Genomic DNA, 14,235 nt, shown 5'->3' with positions numbered 1-14,235 from the left:
TCCCGGCCGTCTCCGGCCGCCGCCCGCCGATTTCCTGAAGAGAGCCCAAGTGGACGCTGAAAAAGATACAGGGACGTCCGGAGAAACCGGCAGCGGCGAGGCCCGATCAACGGCGGAGCCCCACGTTCCGCGAACGGCCTGCCTGATCGGCGAGAGCGCGCTTGAGATCTGGTTCGCCACGCCGGAGGACCGCCTGCAGCGCAGCTTCACCGCGGCCGGGGTCAACCGCTTCGTCAGAGAGGCCGATCTTGCCAGCCAAAATGTGCCGACCATCCTGGTCCGTGCCGACGCGGTCATCGACACGCCGCTGATCGGCGCCCTCCTCGCAGCGCCCGGAAGCGTTCTGCTCTCCAACGGAGCGGAGGCCAGGGTACCCCTGGCGGTGCATGCGCCCGCCGGGCTCGCAGAGGCCGGCGCCGCGGTGCTGCGCGCAGGGCAGACAGCCGGACAGGCAACCGAGATCCCGGATGGCCTGCGGGCGGTGCGCGGCACCGAACTGGGCGCGTCCTACTGGGAGGCGCTGCGCAAGCGGGAAGAACCCTACGCCCTGCTGCCCGGCCCCGACACACTGGCGCAGGCCGAATGGCGCATGTTCATGGGAACCTACAAGGGCGCCACCGACCTCGTCACCAAGTGGGCCTGGCCAAAGCCCGCATTCCACGTCACCAAGCTCTGCGCGCGCCTCGGCATCTCACCCAACCAGGTGACCGCGGTCAGCCTGGTGGCCGTCATCGCGGCCTTCTACTGGTTCTGGGAAGGCAACTGGCTGCCGGGGCTGCTGGCTGCCTGGCTGATGACCTTTCTCGACACCGTCGACGGCAAGCTTGCCCGCATCACACTGCGCTCTTCCAAGTTCGGGAACGTCTTCGATCATTCCATCGATCTCATTCATCCCCCCTTCTGGTACCTGGCCTGGGGCATCGGCCTGCAGCGGGGACCCCATGCCATAGAACCCGCAGAACTCACCCTCGTGCTGACCGTAATCGTCGCCGGCTATGTCCTGCAGCGGGCGATCGAAGGGATCGCCATCTGGCGGCTGGGCCTGGAGATTCACATCTGGCGGCGCATCGACACCTGGTTCCGCCTGGTGACGGCACGGCGCAATCCCAATCTTCTGCTGCTCACGCTGGCCGCTGCGGCGGGCCGGCCGGACCTCGGCCTTGTCGCCGTGGCCCTCTGGACAGCGGTCTGCCTGCTGCTGCACGCTCTTCAGCTGCTCCAGGCTTTGCAGGCGGCGCGCAAGGCGGGGCCCCTGAGATCCTGGATGACAGAGCCACAGTGATCATGGGGCCGCAGTGATCATGGGCAAGCTCGGCGTCATCACAAACCCGCGCAGCCAGAAAAACAAGCAGGGCTTGGAAAAGCTCACCGCTACGCTGGAAGCAATGCCGGAGGCCCGCCAGGTGGTGCTTGAGGCCATGACCGACATTCCGGCGATCCTGGCGGACTTTGCCCGTCAGGAGGTCGATACCGTAGCGGTGGCCGGGGGCGACGGCACGGTCCAGGCGGTCCTCACTGCCCTCTTCGATGAGCGGCCCTACGACGATCCGCCGCGCCTGGCCGTCCTGCCCTGCGGCATGACCAACATGATCGCCGGCGATGTCGGCCTCAGGGGCAGCCTTAGGGGTGGCCTGGAGAAACTCGGCAGCCTGCTGCGGACCGGCGGCCCGGACGCGATCGCCGGCGCCACCGTCACCCGCCAGATCCTCAGACTGGAAAACGCCCGCGGCAAGGGGCCGCAATATGGCATGTTCTTCGGCGGGGCCGCCATCTACCGGGCCATCATCGCCTGCCGGGCCAAGGTCCATCCCTACAGGATCAAGGCCGATACCGCAGCAGCCGTGACCCTGGCCGGTATCCTGGCCGGCTGGCTGCTGCGCGGCGGCGAAACGGCGGGGCCCGCAGGGGAGCCGGCCAGAAAGGTCTTCTCCGGCGACAAGATCGACGTCACCTTCGACAACCAGCCGGTCGAGCATCTCACCAGCCTGATCATCCTGGCGACCACGCTGGACCGGCTGATCCTGGGCAGCCGCCCCTTCTGGAATGGCGGCGACGGGCAGATGCGTTTCACCAGCATCGCCTATCCGCCCGACCGGCTCCTGCGGTACGCCTGGCGCGTGCTTTACGGCGGCGAAGACCGCAGACTCCCCGAGTCGAGCTATCTGAGCCGCGGGGCCAACCGAGTCTCCCTCGCGATGAACTGCCCCTTCACCTTGGATGGCGAGCTCTTTGAGCCGGAGCCGGGGCAGCCGATTATCCTGGCGGCCAGCGACCAGGCCCGCTTCCTGCGGATCTGACCGGTGGCCGAGGGAAGACTGCAAGCGCTGATCGCAGCAGAGATCGACCAGGCCGTCGCCGCGCCAGTCACCGCGATCGCGGCAGCCGCCAGACAGCGTCACGGGGCTGTTTCAGCAGTGCTGTTCTATGGCTCCTGCCTTCGCCACGCCAACCTCGAAGACAGGATCGTCGACCTCTACCTCCTGGTCGACAGCTACGCCACCGCCCAGCGCAGCCGGCTGAGCGCCCTGGCCAACCGCGCCCTGCCGCCGAACGTCTATTACCTCGAGACGCAGGATGCAGAGGGACGCCCTGTGCGCGCGAAGTACGCCGTGTGCTCGCTCGCCGACTTCGCCACGGGCGCCGGCGGCGGCTGGTTCCACCCCTATCTCTGGGCCCGCTTCGCCCAGCCCTCACGACTGTTGTACTGCCGAGACGCGGCTGTGAGAGCGCAGGTGACGGCAGCCCTAACGGGCGCAGCCGCCCATACCGCAAGAGAGGGGGCGGCGCTCATGGTGGGAGAATTCACAAGCCGGGAGCTGTGGAAGACTCTGTTCCGCGAAACCTACCGCACGGAACTGCGGGCCGAAGGCCCGGAGCGGGTGGACGACCTCTACGAGGCCAATCGCGGCTACTTCGAGGCCGTCACCGATGCCGCGCTCGCCTCCTTGAGAGTTCCGGCGGCCACTGCCGGCGACGACAACCGTCCCACCCCGGCAAAGTACAGGCAGGGCACCACGATGCGGCGCGGCCGGCTGCGCGCCCGTTGGCGCCTGCGCCGCGCCCAGGGCAAGCTGCTGTCGGTCCTGCGGTTGATCAAGGCCGCTTTCACCTTCGCGGGCGGCCCCGATTATCTGGCCTGGAAGATCGAGCGACACTCCGGCGTGGCGCTGGTGCTGACGCCCTGGCAGCGGCGCCATCCGGTGCTGGCCGCACCGCTTCTATTCTGGCGGCTCTATCGCCGGGGCGCTTTTCGATAAGCTTGAAGCCTGCGGATCCGCGCAGCTGCCGCGCCCGACAGTCGGGCGCCGGCGAGCCGCTACTCGGCGGCGGACTGGGCGTCGTCCCAGGCTTTCAGGGCCTCCAGGCACGCGCCGAAGATCTCGCAGATGCGGGTCACCTGCTCCGGCGTGTGGGCGGCAGAGAGGCTGCAGCGCAGCAGCGAACTACCGTCCGGGGTGCCCGGCGGAAGCGCGAGGTTCACGTAAACGCCGGCCTCCAGCAAGGCATTCCACATATAGACCGCCGCTGCTTCGCTCGGCATTTTCAGGGCGATGATCGCGCTGGCTTCGGCGCAGATGGAGAATCCGAGTTCCGTCAGGCCGTCGTAGAGGGCGCGGGCGTTCCGCCAGAGCTGCTGGCGCAGTTCCGGGCGCGACTGGATCTTGTCGAGTGCGGCCATCGCCGTGGCGATGGTCGAAGGCGAGGACGATGCCGTGAACATGTAGGGCCGGCTCGTGTATCGCAAACGCTCGAAAGCCGGATGGTCCGAGGCACCAAAGCCGCCGACGGCCCCCAGGCTCTTGCTGAACGTTCCGACCACATAGTCGACGTCTTCTTCGACACCCGCGGCCTCGACGAGACCGCGGCCGCGATCCCCGAAAACGCCCAGGGAATGTGCTTCGTCAACCAGCAACTCGACGCCGTGGCGGCGCTTGACGTCGACAAACTCATCCAGCGGCGCCTGATCGCCGAGCATGCTGTAGATGCCCTCCACGACCACCAGAGTCCCACCGGCCCCCTTGCCCAGCCGAGCGAGGCGCTTGTCCAGATCCTCGGCGGAATTGTGCCGGAAGCGGATCAGCTTGGCGCCGCTCAGGCGGCAGCCGTCATAGATGCTGGCATGAGAATCCGCATCGAGAAGAATCGTATCGTCCGGACCGGCCAGACCCGCCAGGATTCCCAGATTGGCCTGATAGCCGGTCGGAAACACCATAGCCGCACGGCGTCCCAGAAACCCGGCAATCGCCTGTTCCAGGCCGCGGTGGCTGGCATAAGTGCCGTTTGCGATGCGCGAGCCGGTCGTCCCGGTCCCCTCGCGCACCACGGCGTCAGCCGCCGCGTCGACGCAGTCGGGATCGAAGGTAAGACCCAGGTAGTTGTTCGTGCCAACCAGGATCACGTCCCGGCCGTTGATGACGGCTTCAGTGGCGGAGACGATCCGGTCCATGCAGATGTTGAAGGGATCGCGGCCAAAGGAGAGGAGACGCTGATGGCGTGCGGAGACCTTGTCGTACTTGTCGAGAAGACTCATTGGGCCCGTTTCTTGCTCAGTTCGGCAACAACCACATCGACCAGGTCCTGCAGCGTTTTCACGTCCGGCAACTGGCTGATGGGGATGTCAATCTCAAAGCGGTCCTCGACTTCCATGACCATGTTCATGGCCGCGACGGAATCCATGCCGAGATCGGCGGCCAGGTCCGTTTCCGGCCTCAGCTCCACGGACTGAGGGTTAAACGGCTCAAGCAGCCTAACCACCTCCACATGGACCTCATCGGCAGTCCACTGCATATAGGTACCTCGTTGCGTGGTATGCCCCCCATCAGGGGCCTGAGATTGAACGCTCACAGAACCGACCACACTCCCGGATGCTTTCCCCGCCCTGCACGCTGCCCCTAAAGCCAGCCCGCAGCCTTATACCATGCAAGGGTCTTTGACAAACCCTCCTCGAACCCGACAGCGGGCTGCCAGAACGCAAAGTCATTGAGCCGATTGGTCCGGCACACCCAGTCCGGATAAGCGATCTCACTAACCTTTCCCTGCGACAGCATCGGCGCGCGGCCTGTGAGCAGGGCCGCGCCGACACTGGCTGCCGCCGCAAGGCGCTGCACGGTCCCGGGTACAGCAATGCTGCGGACCCTGTGTCCCAGACGATTCTCCGCTGCTGCAGTGACGTCGGCCCAGCCATAGCCGCCGGCCCTGCCGTCATCGATCTCCAGGATCGAGGCTCCTGGGGCCGAGCCCCGCAGCAGCGCCGCCACGCCGGCCGCCAAATCCTCGGCATAGATCATCGAAAAGCGACCGCGGCTCCGCGGGATCACGGCCAGCCCTCTGGAAAACTGACGGAACAGGCCCAGTGTGGCCCGATCGCCGGGACCGTAGACGACCGGCGGCCGAAGGATCTGCCAGAACAGGGCGTCCCCCCGCTGCCGGAGAGCCTCCTCGCCCAGGTGCTTGCTCGCGGCGTAGCGGGACACCTGGGGGGCGCGTGCGGCAAGGGTCGAGATAAGCAGGAACCGCGGCGGCACCGGCGCAGAGGAAGCGATCTCGGCCAAACGGGCCGTCCCGCGATGGTTCACCTGATCGAAGTCGCGAAGGCGGCGAGCAGCCACCAGACCAGCGCAATGGACGACCGCGTCGGCACCCTTGACCAGTTCGGCCAGGGCGGCCTCCGATTCGAGCCCCCCCACGACCGGTGTTACGCCGGGTCCGGGGCTGCCCAGGCCGTCGCTGCGCCGGGTCAGGGCGCGGACCTGCCAGCCGGCGGCCGTGAGCTGCCGCAGTATGTGGCCGCCGACGAAGCCGGTGGCGCCGGTCAGGGCAACGCAGCCGGGCGGCGCGGCGATCTGGCTCATGCTCCGTCGGATTTCCTGCGGCAGTTGGGGCGCGTGGCCTTTGTCGGCCGCCAGCAACGCCGGCTACCCTGGACGGCCTCACCGCCCAGGGTCTTCCCACTGTGACATCGTTCTGTCAATCGCCGGGCTGCGACCCGACCGAGGCGACCTTCGGGGCCTGATCGAGCGCGTGGCTCACATCGGCAATCTCGCCGTCCAGATAGCCTTGGCGCACCGCAGATCGGCTGAGCTTCCCGGAAGACGTGAATCTCAAGGTCTTGGGCGGCACCAGCACGACCCGGCAGTCGGCGCCGCAGGTCTTGCGCACCATCGCAGCCGCTTGCTTGCGCAGCTGCTCGCGGGCGGCCGAGTCGTGCAGACGGCACTGCAGCACCACGACCATCTGCTCGCCACCCTCGCTCTCGAGGACCGAGAAACAGGCGACGTCCCCACCCCGGACCTCTTCCAGCCTTTCAATCGCCCACTCCACATCCTGTGGCCAGATGTTGCGGCCATTCAGGATCACAAGGTCCTTGCGGCGACCGGTGACGATCAGCCGACCGCCGGACATGTAGCCGAGATCGCCGGTGTCCAGCCAGCCGTCTTCCGTTTTCGCAGCAGCCGTTGCTGCCGGGTCGCCGAAATAGCCATCCATAACACTGGGACCACGGACCACGATTCGGCCCACGTGATGGTCGGGCAGCGTGTCGTTTTTCTCGCTGCGGATTTCCACCGCGTGGCCCGGCAGCGCGGTACCGCAGCTCACAAAGGACCGCGCGTTGCGGCCCGCCCCGTTTGCTCTGCGCTTCACGGGCGTGACGGTGCCGTTGCCGGCGTAGTAATCCTGGTCCACGCGGTCGATCTCAATGCCCTTGTCCAGAGGCGCAAAGGATACCGCCAGGGTCGATTCGGCCAGGCCGTAGCTTGGCAGAAAGGCCTTTGGCGAGAAGCCGGCCGCGCCGAACGTCTCGGCAAAGCTCTTCAGAATGTCGGCGCGAACCATATCCCCGCCGATGCCGGCGACGCGCCAGTGCTTGAGGTCGATGTCCTTCGCCGAACCGTTCAGACCGCGGCGCACACAGAGTTCATATCCAAAGGTCGGGCTGAACGAAATACTGCTGCCATAGCGCGACAGCAGCTTCAGCCAAGTCAAAGGCCGAATCGCGAAACTTTTCGTTGCAAGATAGTCGACTGTGACCTGACTCAGCATCGGTGTCAGGCAAAAGCCGACCAAGCCCATGTCGTGATAAAGCGGCAGCCAGGACGCGCTGCGGTCCCCGCTGCGCAGTTTCAGGCCATGCCGTCCGATCCCGCGGGCATTGCTGGTGATGGCGCGCTGGGAGACGAAAACACCGCGCGGCAGACTCGTGCTGCCCGAGGAATACTGGATGTAGCAGGGTTCATCGGCTGCGAAGGGCCGCAGATCGCCGCCACTGTGCGGCAGAGCGGAATAGTCCGACGGCGTGCCGATCATCTTCAGACCGCCGCCGGCTTCCTTGAGAAAGTGGATCAGGTCTTCCGGACCAACGGCGATTTCTGCTCCGGCCCGGAAAATCATCGTTCGCAGACGTTCGACGTAGGCCTCATGGCTGCCCAGATGGATGGGCAGAGGCAACGGTACCGGGATCAGCCCGGCATACTGGCAGGCGAAAAAAAAGACCGGAAACTCAGGAACGGTCTCAGCAACGATCGCGACTCGCGTACCGCGTTGAAGACCCAGCTTATCCAAGCGCAGCGCGAGAGTGATGGCGCGATCGCGCAGATCCTCATAGGTCAGAACTTCTTCGATCTCACCTCTGCCCGAGAAGAAGTTGTAACCCGTGTTCCCCTTGGCTGCGTAGTCTAATCCCTGAACCAGCGTGTCAAAATCTGCCACTACAAATGGCAAATCTTCATTGATAGACGCTGTAACATTCATCATCAAAAGACCCCTGAATCAAGCCTCTTCTGATTTCATTGCTTAGACTTGAGTTGATTATAAAGCTGCAAGTATTTCTGAAATCGACTCACCTTCTACAGAGATACTCGCATGCAGTTGTTGCGTTGGCTTGCACCGTAAAGGCGGCGCATGTTTGGAAGTGCGGAATGGGAAGGTCCGTGCGGCGAACCGATAGCAGGATGCTGTTTGGCGACGTCCACCGCCTTTGTCACGCGATGAGGCAAGGCTGCGGACGGAAAACCCCCACTCTGTAAACACAACCGCTCAGAAAAGTCCCCTTGTCTTATTGTTGAACGGATGCGCTGTCCTTCCGGCAGCTTGGTGCTTCCGCCTACTCGAAGATGTCAGGCCCAAAACCGTTAGATAAGGTAATCCTTTGTTACGTAAAGACGCAAGACGCCCAATGGATCGGTCGTCGCCGCAAGCGGCAACCGCTCGATTAGACGAATCAGCACCTTTGCCGCCGCCGACACCGCGCGAGATCTCTTTTCCAGATACTCCGACCATCCGGGAAGTTACATAAGTACTGGGGAGAGCGATTCCAAAAAAAAGCGACGTTCCCCGAAGGCAATGGATACCCCACAAAAATCTACTTAAAGTTGATAAGCATCGCCCTGAAACAGCAACCCGGATGTCCGGGTTTGGCCCTGCGCAGTCCGCGTTGACTCTTGGCTCACTTCGGGCTTTTCACCCCTCGGCGAGCCCGTCCCGGCAGGAACGCACGGAGCCTTGCTTTAGGTCAATGTGTCCCTCTCTCTGAAGCGCTTTAATCGCCAACAATCCAACAAGCCGTCCGTCATGCGGTCATCATCGCTGTGACGGAGTTGTGAGGGAGTAGTCAATGATTACCAGGGTACAGATCTCCGCACTCACGATCGGCGCACTCATGCTCCTTGGGACCACAGGCTGCGCAACCAACGAGCAGGTCGAAGCTTTGAGGGCTGAAATCGCCGCCGCCCAGGACATGGCAGCGAACGCGATGGCTCGCGCCGACGAGGCCCACGATCTCGCCAGCCAGGCCGACGCCAAAGCCGATGCCGCAAGTGCTGCGGCGGAGGCGGCGATGGCCGAGGCCCGCGCCGCGAGATCAGCCGCAGAGGCCGCCGACGCGAAAGCGGAGAGGATCTACACGGAGTCTCTGCGCAAGTAGGCAACCGGTATCCGCCTGCGTAGGCGAGATCGCCATAGGGCGGCGATCACCTCATCTTGAGATTCGGACTGCAGATTGGGAAAGGTACGCCGCTGCGCTCGGCAGCGGCGTACCCCCCCCCCCCGCGTCCAAGTCGATGACCAGACCTCGACTTTCGATGTTGCGCTCAACAACCGGGGGCAACGCGGCCAGGGGTTCGGGTTCGAATGTGCCGCCAGTCTCAATCTGATCGGCCTGCCGTCGGCTTGGACGGATCTCGAGATAGAGATCATCGCCGATCCAGCTGCGCGTCTGCCACGCGCAGCTCAACGAAGCCCAAGATGATCACGCCTTTGTCGACGGCTCCGCGAGCGATCGGTTCAACTGAAGAGTTGACGCCCCGCGATCTGTAAAGCGGAGAGAGCGTCCCGCAGGCTGCCGCTGACGAGGTAGTGCAGCCCGAAAGCCGCCCCCAGAAAGATACCCGCGAGGGCCAGGGGCGCACTCATCGACAGCGTGGCCATGCCGGAGATTCCCTGGCCGACAGTACAGCCCAGCGCCGTAACGCCGCCAAAACCCATAAGGAAGGCGCCGAGCAGATGGCGGCGCATCTCCCGCGCGTCGTCGAAGGCTTCCAACCGCAGCTCGCCTTTTGCCGCTGCGGTCAGAAAAGCACCGGCAACGGTTCCCACCACGAGCCCGACACTGAAAGTGACGGTGGCGCCGGAGAAGGTCAGCAGGTAGACGATCGCCTCTCCGGGTGGCAGCACATAGCTGAGCGACTGGACGCGCTGCGGATCGAAAGGATCCGCACCCAGGATACCTGTCGCGGCAAAGCTTGCAGCCACCGTAGCGCCAATCAGAACGCCGGCGGCAATGTCCCGATAGGCGCGGCGGAACTCTGCATGGCGGAAGCACCACCAGAAGATCATTCCCGGCAACAGGAGCCCGAGGACCAGGCTGGCGATGGCGCGTTCGATGCCCAATGCCGCCGCCAGGAGATGGGAAAGCCCCTGCCCCTCCAGACTCTCCAGGTTCCAGTTCAAGGGCTCAATGAAGCTCTCGCGAAAAGTACCGGTCAGTCCCCGCGCGGTCATGTAGGCCGTCAGACCCAAAACCAGAAAGACCACGAAGGACCGCAGGTCGCCGCCGCCGAGGCGAACAAGCGTCCCATAGCCGCAGGTTCCCACCATCGCCATGCCGAAGCCGAACAAGAGTCCGCCCAGAACGGCCCCCAGCCATCCGAAGTCGGCGGCGAGATAAAAGCTCTCGCCGATGCGCGCAAGACCGGCCGCATCGAGGAGTTGGACCGCGAGCATGGCAACCGCGATCGCCAGGCCCCAGCTGCGCAGCCGAAGGCTCTCCTCCGCCAGCACCCAGTCCTCGATCGCACCGAATGTGCAGAAGCGCGCGCCCCGGGCGACCGCGCCCACCACGCAGCCGGCAACCAGACCACAGCCGGCCAGCATCAGCGAGGTGGGGATATCGTCCATGGGTCAGCTTACCACAGGAACCGACTCACCATACATCGGCAGCCTTTCCTTCAGCCTCCCAGCGCGTGAGCTTGTCCTGAAGATAGCGCTGAAACGACTGAGATCGGTACTCGCCGCCGCGCACGTACTCGAACATGGTGGCAAAGGGGAACGGCTTGAAATAGCCGGGCATGCGGGCAACTTCGCCGGCCCGGCCCGCCTTGCCTTCCATGGCGGCAGTGTCCATGGGGAAAAACACGATCGTCGGTGTGAAGTTTATCTGCCACTTGCGCGCCAGGGCGCGTTCCTCCAGTTCCTCCCCGTCGAAATCGGTGACGCTGCGGCTGCCCCAAAGATCGAGCTGCAGGATGTCGAAATTCTCTTGCAGATAGGACACGATCTTCTGCCGGCTGAGGTTGGCGGCATGCAGTTCGCGGCAGTAGGGACAGCCGCGCTGTTCCCAGAGGACCGCAAAGTGCTTGCCGTTGGCAGCCGCGTCGCCGAGGTCTTCCTGTAGATCAAGAAAGGTCTCGACGAACCAGTCTTGCACGTGAAGGCCGTTGTCGCCCAACTCCGGTTCGGCGGCGCCGAGGCGCAATGGGGCGAGAAGGCAGGCAGCGGCGGTCGTCCCACCCACGAGCAGAGTCCTGCGGGTGCACTTCATGGCACATCTCCCAATCCGGACCTGCCGCCTCGACGTTGGCTCGATGGTCTATCTCGTGCAGCGGTTCTGAGCCGACAGTCCGGAACCCGGCTCAGAACCCTCACGGGAGAGGCAGCGGCGGTTCATTTCATTTTTATATTCAAATTTTTATATATATACTTTCGCGATGACAACCAAAAACCCGGGAAGCCTGCCGCAATCGGACAGCCCCGCTTCCCAGCAATCGGGAGGGCCCTCAATGAACACAAACCGCAATCTCGTCGTTGCCCGCAATCTCGTCGTTGCCCGCAATCTCGTCGTTGCCCGCAGTCTCGTCGTTGCCCGCAGTCTCGTCGTTGCCCGCAGTCTCGTCGTTGCCCGTAGTCTCTTCGCTGCAGCTGTTGCAGCCGCCGGCCTCGCCGCAACGCCGGTCCTGGCGCAGGATGCCATCGTGACCTTCAAGTCGCTTGCCCCCGATGTCGCCGTCGAAGCCGCCCAGGCGGCGCTGGAAAGCTGCCGGGCGGAGGGCTACCAGGTGGCCGTGTCGGTCGTGGATCGCGGCGGCAACCTTCAAACCACGATCCGCGACCGCTTTGCCGGTCCCCACACACCCGATACCGCCTACCGCAAGGCCTGGACCTCCGTCAGCTTCCGCACCGATACCTTGGAACTCTCGACCCTGACAGAAAAAGGCGAGGCCTGGGCGATCCGCAACGTCTCCATGGCGTTGCCGCTGGGCGGCGGAGTGCAGATTCTCGCCGGCGACGGCAGCATGTTGGGCGCCATCGGCGTCTCCGGCGCACCCAGCGGGTCCGCCGACGCGGACTGCGCAAGGGCTGGTCTCGCCGCCATCGACGAAAAGATCGCCTTCTAAGCCGGCCTTTCCGGTCCCTGCTTCGTCGAAAGGAATGGAGATGCGTCTGTATGTCTCGGTCCTGACCTTTCTGCTCGTAACGGCGCTGCCGGTCACGGCAGCGCCGGGTTTTGCCAGCGAGCAGATCCCAGACCAGTATCCCCAGTCGGTTCTCTATTCGAAGCCGGTGGAGGTGATTCCCCATGTCTGGTCGGCCATCGGCGCGACAGCGCCACCGACCTATGAGAACTCGGGCCACAACAACAACCTCTCCTTCATCGTCACCGGCGAAGGCGTCATCGTCGTGAACGGCGGCGCCAGCTACCTGCTCGCCAAGGCGCTGCACGATGAAATCCGGCAGATCACCGGAGAGCCGGTGACACTGGTGATAAACGAGAACGGCCAGGGCCATGCCATGCTCGGCAACGCCTATTGGGCCGAGCTGGGCGTGCCGATCCTGGCCCATGTGGATGCCGCCGTGGAGTTCGAGGACCGCGGCCCGCAGATTCTGGCCCGCATGGAAACCTACAACAGGGACAAGGCCGCGGGCACCGTACTGCAGGGCCCAAGCGAAACCTTCGAGGAGGAGCGGGTCGTCGAGATGGGCCGCTTCCGCATCGAGGCAAAGAACCTGGGGCCCGCCCACTCCCCCGGCGACATCGTGGTCTGGCTGCCGGAACAGAGCCTCGTCATCTCCGGCGACATGGCCTTCCATGAACGGCTGCTGCCGATCTTCGACGACACCGACACGGCGGGCTGGCTCGAAAGCTGGGAAGTCTTCGAGGCGTTGAAGGCAACCTATGTCATTCCCGGCCACGGCCACCCGACCAACATGGATCAGGTGCGCCGCTACACGAAGGACTATCTGGTCTACCTGCGCGGGCAGGTCGGCAAGCTGCTGGACGAAGGCGGCACACTGGAACAGGCCTACTACGTGGACCAGTCGCCTTTCGCCCACCTCGACACCTTCGAGCAGCTCGCCACCCGCAACGCCGGCCGCGTCTTCGAGCAGATGGAGTTTGAGTGAAGGTCACCAAGGCCCTGCATCGACAGGCTTCCCGATGCAGGGCCCCGACGGCAAATCACCCGAACATGTCGGCGGTTATGCCGGCATACCAGCCGACGGACTCCTCGTAGGTCCGCTTGCGGAGGTCTTCATCCTCGCCGGTCTGTGAGATGAAGCCGTCGACCTTGGCGATCTTTTCGTCGGTCGCCTGGTAAGTCGCGCCCACCTTTACGCCGTCGTCGGTTTCGATCAGCGACCAGCAGGTGTTCGAGAACTTGGCCGGGAAGACCTTCGTCCCTGTCAGGGCCCCGCGCACGGCCATGGCGCAGACCTTGGCCTGGCTGTTGGCGGCGAAGCCGGACTTGGGCATATCCCCCTGCTGGGCGGCATCGCCCAGGACATGGATGTTCTCGTCCATGCGGCTCTGCATGGTGGCCGGCACGACCGGGGCCCAGCCCGCCTCGTTGGTAACCCCGGCAAGCTCGGCGACATGCCCGGCCTTCATCGCGGGAATGACATTGCAGACGTCGACCTTCTCGACCGACCCGTCGATGATGACCTCCATGGCCTCCGGGCGTACCTCCACGATATCCCCGCCGAAGTCCGGCCCTATGCGATCCACCATGCCGCCATAGTGGTTCTGCCAGCCTTCTTCGAAAAGTGCCTGTTTGGAGAACTTCGGCTTGGGATCGACGATCAGGATCTTGGCGCTCGGATTCTGCGCCTTCAGCTTGTGCGCCACCATGGAGACCCGCTCGTAGGGCCCTGGCGGACAGCGGTAGGGGTTCGGCGGCGCAACCATGCAGAAGACACCGCCCTCCGGCATCGCCTCGATCTGCGCCTTCAGAAGCTCGGTCTGCGAGCCTGCCTTGTAGGCATGGGGCATGGCGTTCTGGGCCGCGAGGTCCCAGCCCGGAACCGAGCCTTCTTTGAAATCGATTCCCGGCGCCAGGATCAGCCGGTCGTAGCCCATCGACCCACCGCCCGCCAACGTGACGCTTCTGGCATCCCGGTCGACGCCGATCACGTAGTCGTGCACCACATTGACACCGAAGTCGCTGGCCAGCTTGCCGTAACCATGGCCGATGGACTCCATGTCGACGAAGTCGCCGATGTAGAGATTGGAGAAAAAGCAGGTGTAGTAGCGGCGCGTCGGCTCGATCAGCGTGACGTCGATAGCGCCTTTGCTGTCCTTCGCGATATAGCGCGCCGCGGTCGCGCCGCCGGCGCCACCCCCCACCACAACGACCCGGGGCCTCGCCTGCCCCAGCACAGCAGGCGCTGCGAGGGCGGCAGCCGATGCCGCAGTGGTACCGATAAAGGTTCGTCTGTTGATTCTCATTTGTTCCTCCCCTGAGCTGC

At 64.4% G+C, this 14,235-nt stretch carries 13 protein-coding genes; 6 read left to right on the top strand and 7 right to left on the bottom strand.

Annotated features, from left to right (window positions below):
• Window positions 1-49 precede the first annotated feature (49 nt).
• The 3 genes from ACO06P_RS23975 to ACO06P_RS23965 are packed head-to-tail and all read left to right on the top strand — an operon-like array spanning window position 50 to window position 3,257.
• Entirely contained in the window at window positions 50-1,282 is a 1,233-nt protein-coding gene (locus ACO06P_RS23975) for a CDP-alcohol phosphatidyltransferase family protein (protein WP_420347735.1), read from the top strand.
• 19 nt (window positions 1,283-1,301) lie between these two features.
• Window positions 1,302-2,297, top strand: coding sequence for a diacylglycerol/lipid kinase family protein (locus ACO06P_RS23970; protein WP_420347734.1), 996 nt, complete (start codon window positions 1,302-1,304; stop codon window positions 2,295-2,297).
• Window positions 2,298-2,300: 3 nt separating this feature from the next.
• Window positions 2,301-3,257, top strand: a complete 957-nt coding sequence (locus tag ACO06P_RS23965) for a hypothetical protein (protein ID WP_420347733.1) — start codon at window positions 2,301-2,303, stop codon at window positions 3,255-3,257.
• 59 nt (window positions 3,258-3,316) lie between these two features.
• Here the strand turns inward: ACO06P_RS23965 and spt are convergent, their stop codons facing one another.
• The 4 genes from spt to ACO06P_RS23945 all read right to left on the bottom strand — a co-directional run bounded on the left by spt (window position 3,317) and on the right by ACO06P_RS23945 (window position 7,752).
• On the bottom strand, window positions 3,317-4,531 hold the full coding sequence (spt, locus tag ACO06P_RS23960; RefSeq protein WP_420347732.1) for a serine palmitoyltransferase: 1,215 nt from the start codon (window positions 4,529-4,531) through the stop codon (window positions 3,317-3,319).
• A complete protein-coding gene (locus ACO06P_RS23955) occupies window positions 4,528-4,788 on the bottom strand; it encodes an acyl carrier protein (protein ID WP_420347731.1) in 261 nt (86 codons plus the stop codon). Before ACO06P_RS23955 ends, spt begins: the two co-directional genes overlap by 4 nt.
• 104 nt (window positions 4,789-4,892) lie before the next feature.
• Window positions 4,893-5,852, bottom strand: coding sequence for an NAD-dependent epimerase/dehydratase family protein (locus ACO06P_RS23950; protein ID WP_420347730.1), 960 nt, complete (start codon window positions 5,850-5,852; stop codon window positions 4,893-4,895).
• A 115-nt stretch (window positions 5,853-5,967) separates the two neighbouring features.
• The gene (locus tag ACO06P_RS23945; protein ID WP_420347729.1) at window positions 5,968-7,752 is read right to left on the bottom strand and encodes a fatty acyl-AMP ligase; all 1,785 of its coding nucleotides are present in this window, start codon (window positions 7,750-7,752) and stop codon (window positions 5,968-5,970) included.
• An 859-nt stretch (window positions 7,753-8,611) separates the two neighbouring features.
• Between ACO06P_RS23945 and ACO06P_RS23940 the strand changes: the two genes are divergently transcribed.
• Window positions 8,612-8,920, top strand: coding sequence for a hypothetical protein (locus tag ACO06P_RS23940; protein WP_420347728.1), 309 nt, complete (start codon window positions 8,612-8,614; stop codon window positions 8,918-8,920).
• A gap of 359 nt (window positions 8,921-9,279) precedes the next feature.
• Here the strand turns inward: ACO06P_RS23940 and ACO06P_RS23935 are convergent, their stop codons facing one another.
• The gene (locus ACO06P_RS23935; RefSeq protein WP_420347727.1) at window positions 9,280-10,392 is read right to left on the bottom strand and encodes a YeeE/YedE family protein; all 1,113 of its coding nucleotides are present in this window, start codon (window positions 10,390-10,392) and stop codon (window positions 9,280-9,282) included.
• A gap of 25 nt (window positions 10,393-10,417) precedes the next feature.
• Window positions 10,418-11,035 carry a thioredoxin family protein gene (locus tag ACO06P_RS23930; RefSeq protein WP_420347726.1) on the bottom strand — a complete coding sequence of 206 codons (618 nt, stop codon included), beginning with the start codon at window positions 11,033-11,035 and terminating at the stop codon, window positions 10,418-10,420.
• Window positions 11,036-11,273: 238 nt separating this feature from the next.
• On the opposite strand from ACO06P_RS23930, the gene ACO06P_RS23925 reads away from it, so the two are divergent.
• Together ACO06P_RS23925 and ACO06P_RS23920 are read left to right on the top strand one after the other, a co-directional pair.
• Window positions 11,274-11,888 (top strand): GlcG/HbpS family heme-binding protein, encoded by a 615-nt coding sequence (locus ACO06P_RS23925; RefSeq protein WP_420347725.1) that lies wholly within the window; start codon window positions 11,274-11,276, stop codon window positions 11,886-11,888.
• Window positions 11,889-11,928: 40 nt separating this feature from the next.
• Window positions 11,929-12,894: an MBL fold metallo-hydrolase gene (locus ACO06P_RS23920; RefSeq protein WP_420347724.1), complete on the top strand. Its 966-nt coding sequence runs from the start codon at window positions 11,929-11,931 to the stop codon at window positions 12,892-12,894.
• A 55-nt stretch (window positions 12,895-12,949) separates the two neighbouring features.
• Here ACO06P_RS23920 and ACO06P_RS23915 read toward each other — a convergent pair whose 3' ends face one another.
• Entirely contained in the window at window positions 12,950-14,215 is a 1,266-nt protein-coding gene (locus ACO06P_RS23915; RefSeq protein WP_420347723.1) for an FCSD flavin-binding domain-containing protein, read from the bottom strand.
• Between the last annotated feature and the right edge of the window lie 20 nt (window positions 14,216-14,235).

Source organism: Pelagibius sp., assembly GCF_965227505.1.
GTDB lineage: Bacteria > Pseudomonadota > Alphaproteobacteria > Kiloniellales > Kiloniellaceae > Pelagibius.
Note: the sequence above shows the minus strand (reverse complement) of the source record. Positions and strands in the feature narration are given on the sequence as shown.